This is a genomic window from Catenibacterium sp. (assembly GCF_052354645.1).
Lineage (GTDB): Bacteria > Bacillota_I > Bacilli_A > Erysipelotrichales > Coprobacillaceae > Catenibacterium > Catenibacterium mitsuoka_A.
The window spans coordinates 1-5,066 of record NZ_DAWDDM010000141.1 but is presented as its reverse complement, the minus strand read 5'-3'; the positions used below and the strand labels follow the sequence as shown (position 1 = coordinate 5,066).

The following is a 5,066-nucleotide window of genomic DNA, read 5'->3' as shown; positions in this document are numbered from 1 at the left end:
AATAAAGACCAGATTCTTAGTATCTGATGATAATTGATAATATTGTAGGAATAGTGGTGTAATGAAAAGAATGAATATATTCCATATAATAGAGAAGATAACTGTGATCTTCATCAGCTTCTTAAAGTAATAATGTGCACTGTCTATATCCTTTGCTCCCATGCACTGTCCTATGACTGTAATAAAGACAGGTCCCATTGTAACTCCCACTAGGGCTGCAAGTGACCAGATACTTTGGGCCACACCATTGGCTGCAATCTGATAAGTACCAAACAAAGCAACAACTGAACTCAAGGCTACTTTAACTAACTGAAAGATTCCTTGTTCAATCCCATTAGGAACCGCAATATTCAATACTCTTTTCAACATCTTAGCATCAAATACAAATATATGCTTCTTTTCATAATAAGTAGTCAGTGTCTTATTGAAGCATAAGAATGTGATTACTACTGCAGAAAAAACTCTAGCAATTAGTGATGGATAAGCGACACCTGCCACACCTGCATGTAAGACAAAGACACCTATGCAGTTTCCAATACAGTTAATAATATTAGATACAATAGAAATATACATAGTTGTAGATGTTTTAGCCATAGAGCGATATAAAGCAGCACCTGCATTATAAATGGCAAGAGCAGGATAAGAATAGGCAGAAATCTTTAAATACGTTATACAAGCCTGCATTACTGTGTTTTCTACACGACCAAATAAGAGTCTTAATAGTGATTAATTGAATATCATCATATGTATAATGTTAACTTTTGAAAAGTGAATCTATATCATCAATATTTGTCCTGATGCACGATTTGTATCTTCATTTTTTTTACGTCCAATATATTGACTGATGACAACTGCACCACCTGATGCAAGGGCTATAAACAAATATATAAAAACTGTATTAAATGAATTTACAAGAGAAACACCAGATACCGCACTTTCTCCCACAAAGCTTACAATAAAAGTATCTATGATACCTACTAGCATCACTAGCAACTGTTCAAAAAAGAGTGGGATGATCATATTTTTTAAATCCTTATTTGTAAATGTCATAAGTTCCCTCCTGGTATTATTCTAGAAAAGAAAAAATCGAAAGTAAAATACCAATATCGGAAACTGTTATAACTTTTTTGCATAGTAAAAGGCAGTATTCAAACTGCCTCATAGTTATTCTTCGTTATGTAATCCTAATTCTTCCATTCTCTTAGGTGCATAGTTTTCATACTTAGGATGTGGATGCTTATGATCCTTCCAATATTCTTCTGCAATAGGCGCCCATTCTTTTGCATAATCTTCACACTTATCACATAAGTGGTCTGCTGTTTCAGGAGATTCCATATTTGTATCATGTGCACCTGTACGTTTCACCATTTCTCTTAATAATGATGGATTTTCTAACATTGGGCAAGGTCTTAAATGGTTTTCATTAAATGGCTGTCCTTCATGATAAGCCATGAATAAAGGTGACTGCAACATTTCAAGAATTGAATTATCATGAATATTTGTATTTGAATAATGAATAAATACACATGGTTCAGCATCACCATTAGAGTTGATATGGAAGTAGTTTCTACCACCGGCAATACATCCACCAACATATTCACCATCATTTTGGAAATCCATTGGATAGAAGTTAATATCGCATTTATCTGAACGGATATATCTAAACCGGTCAATCATATACTTTCTCTGTTGGATTGTAGGAAGCAGGTCAGTAACTGCGTTATTTCCTACTGGCATATAATGGAAGTAGAAACCAAAACGAGCCCCTTTATCAGTAATCATCTTAAAGAATTCATCACTTGTGACTGCTTCTACATTATATTTTGTATAGCAGATAGATGTACCAAAGACAATACCATATTTCTTTAAGAGATCCATGGCCTTCATAACAGCTTCAAAGTGACCTGCACCTCGTCTTGCATCATTTGTTTCTGGAGTACCTTCAATTGATAATAAGAATGTAATATTACCAAGTCTTACAAGTTCTTTACAGAATGCATCATCAATCAAAGTAGAATTTGAGAAGATTGCGAATTCTACATCATTATGCTTTTCAGCTAATTTAATGATTTCTTTCTTCTTTACAAGTGGTTCACCACCAGTTAATAAGTAAAGATAGACACCTAATTCTTTACCTTGTGTGACAATCTTATCCATATCTTCAAAAGTTAAGTTGCTTTTATGTCCATAAGTACCACTCCAGCATCCTTCACAATGCATATTGCATGCACTTGTTGGATCAAAAAGAATCAACCAAGGGATATTACAGTTGTATTTCTTTCTGTTTTCACGGATTGTTTTTGTACCTCTAAAGAATGCTTCATAGCCAAGATTCAAAGCTGTCTTCTTGATGAATTCTGGATTAGCATCATCAATCACACTATTGATATATTTCACCCATTTGTTGTTTGGATCCTGTACCGCAACTCTCGCTGCGTCATAGCTTTCTTTACTAAATCCTTTTCCATAGAACTTTTCAGCCAAGTCAATGAGCTTCAAATATTCTCCTGTACGGTCTTTGTCCAAACCTTTCACAATATGGTCAATTGCAACCTCCATCGCTTTTCTTTCAGCTGCATGTGATACTTTATCTAATGTATTCATAATCAACATCCTCTCTCTTTCACTAATCCTCATTTTAGAATGTTACGGATAAAAGTCAATAAAACTGACCAATGTTCATTTAGGCATTTTTAGGAAAATGTCAAAAAATAGCTTTATATTCTTACAAAATATATGAAATGAACAAATTTTACACTATCTTTACACAAACTTTATTCTAACTAAATCACACTATTATTAGTATAATGCTAGAATTAACGCTATAATGAGTATATAGATGGGAGGATTAATTATGAATATATATAAAGATAACCGAGAATTATCTTGGTTAAAGTTTAATGACCGTGTTCTTATGCAAGCCAAAGATGAAAACGTGCCGTTAGGTGAGCGTCTGACTTTTATTTCAATTTTCCAAACGAACCTAGATGAATTCTTTAGAGTACGTATGGGATTCTTATTTGATCAGGCTTTGTTTTATCCTGCTTTAAAAGAAAATAAGACAAATATGACATCATCTGAACAGATTAAAGCCTGTGAAAGAAAGGTGAAATATCTATATAAGAAGAGAGATAAGATCTATGCATCAAATCTTGAAAAGATGAAAGAATATGATGTGGAGATTGTAGGTTATGATGATATTAAGGATAAAGAAGATAAAAAATTTCTCGAACATTATTTCACTCAGGAAATGCTTCCACTTGTATCACCACAGGTTGTTTCTAAAAGACAGCCATTCCCTTTCCTTAATAATGGTGAACTCTATATTGTGACACAATTAGAAAGTAAAAAGGGTAAGAGAAAGATGGGTATTGTTTCATGCTCTGCTGCTTTTGATGAAAGATTAATTGCCCTACCTAGTAAGCCTGGTAAATTTATTTTGGCAGAAGAAATTGTGAAAAAAAATCTTCCTATGATTTTTCATGGACAAACAGTAAAGAATGCTTCTATAATTCGTATTATAAGAAGTGCTGATATTGAAGAGGATGATTATTCTTTACAAGAACATGAAGATTATCGTGAAATGATGGAAACTCTTATTAAACAAAGGAGAAAGCTTGCACCTTTAAGAATGGAGATGTCTCCAGGTCTAGAAGAGATTGAAGTAGATATGTTGAAACATTTCTTAGATCTTTCTAATGGTCAGGTCTTTGAAGTAGAGAGTCCATTAGAGTTCTCATTTGTATTTACTTTACAGGATTATTTAAAATCACGTCATCCAGAATTATTCTATAAGAAACTTGAAGCACGTAATTCACCTCTTGTAGAAAATACTGTACCAATGATTAAACAGGTATTAAAGCATGATATATTACTTTCTTATCCATTTGAATCTATGGCACCATTCTTAAGATTCTTAGATGAAGCAAGTCGTGATCCACAGGTAATCAGTATTAAGATGACTCTTTATCGTGTGGCTAAAAATTCTAAGGTTGTTAAGAGTTTGATTCGTGCTGCAGAAAATGGTAAGGATGTGACAGTTCTAGTAGAACTTCGTGCACGTTTTGATGAAGAAAACAATATTGCCTGGTCTAAACAGGTAGAGAGTGCTGGATGTCATGTTATTTATGGTTTAAGTGAATTAAAAGTACACTCTAAATTATGTCTTGTCACTTATCGTACAGATGAAGGTATCAAGTATCTCACTCAGATTGGTACTGGCAACTATAACGAAAAGACTTCTAAACTTTATACAGATTTCTGTTTAATGACTTCAGAACATGCTTTTGGTGAAGAAGCCAATGAACTCTTTACTCATTTATGTTTAGGTGAAACAGATCATAATGCGAATATATTATTAGTCGCACCACATTGTATGATTTCAAAAATCTTTGAAAAGATTGATGAACAAATTGAACTTGCAAAGGCTGGTAAACCTGCTTATGTAGGATTTAAATGTAATGCAGTGACAAGTAAGAAAATGATTGAAAAGCTTGTAGAAGCAAGTCAGGCTGGTGTTAAGATTCAATTAATCGTAAGAGGTATCTGTTGTATCATTCCTGGTATTAAGGGTTATACAGAAAATATTCATGTTATATCTATTGTCGGACGTTATTTGGAACATTCTCGTATTTATATCTTTGGTGATAAAAATCCTGAAGTTTATATTTCTTCTGCAGACTTAATGACACGTAACTTAGAAAGACGTGTAGAAGTGGGTGCACCAATTCATGATCCTCGTATTAAGAAGACTATTCTTAATATGTTTGATATTATGCTTCATGATAATGTGAAAGCATCACGTTTATTAAATGATGGTACATATAAACGTGTAAAGAATAAACAAGAGAAGATCAATAGTCAGGAATACTTCTTTAAGAAAAAAGTATAAGGGAGGTATAATATGCGCGTTGGTATTTTAACAAGCGGAGGAGACTGTCAAGCCCTTAATGCAACTATGCGTGGGTTGGCTTTAACTCTTTATAGAAATGTGAAAGATGTTGAAATCATTGGCTTTATTGATGGTTATAAAGGATTAATGTATGAAAAATACAAAAAAATGAAGC

At 33.2% G+C, this 5,066-nt stretch carries 4 protein-coding genes and 1 pseudogene; 2 read left to right on the top strand and 3 right to left on the bottom strand.

The window, feature by feature from the left end; all coding sequences use genetic code 11:
* The 3 genes and pseudogenes from ACT8VG_RS07145 to ACT8VG_RS07135 form a co-directional block, all read right to left on the bottom strand.
* Positions 1–369: MATE family efflux transporter (locus tag ACT8VG_RS07145; RefSeq protein ID WP_444195503.1), on the bottom strand; the 369-nt coding region annotated here is incomplete at its 3' end.
* A gap of 168 nt (positions 370–537) precedes the next feature.
* Positions 538–1,020: pseudogene (locus ACT8VG_RS07140) on the bottom strand (MATE family efflux transporter); the annotation flags it as partial.
* A 144-nt stretch (positions 1,021–1,164) separates the two neighbouring features.
* Entirely contained in the window at positions 1,165–2,604 is a 1,440-nt protein-coding gene (locus ACT8VG_RS07135) for a radical SAM protein (protein ID WP_444195501.1), read from the bottom strand.
* A 250-nt stretch (positions 2,605–2,854) separates the two neighbouring features.
* Between ACT8VG_RS07135 and ppk1 the strand changes: the two genes are divergently transcribed.
* On the top strand, positions 2,855–4,891 hold the full coding sequence (gene ppk1 / locus ACT8VG_RS07130) for a polyphosphate kinase 1 (protein WP_444195500.1): 2,037 nt from the start codon (positions 2,855–2,857) through the stop codon (positions 4,889–4,891).
* A gap of 12 nt (positions 4,892–4,903) precedes the next feature.
* Positions 4,904–5,066: 6-phosphofructokinase (locus tag ACT8VG_RS07125; RefSeq protein ID WP_444195502.1), on the top strand; the 163-nt coding region annotated here is incomplete at its 3' end.

Bases quoted from the DNA above. Each gene is read 5' to 3' on its own strand.
- ACT8VG_RS07135 (WP_444195501.1), bottom strand. From the start codon at position 2,604: ATGAATACATTAGATAAAGTATCACATGCAGCTGAAAGAAAAGCGATG.
- ppk1 (WP_444195500.1), top strand. From the start codon at position 2,855: ATGAATATATATAAAGATAACCGAGAATTATCTTGGTTAAAGTTTAAT.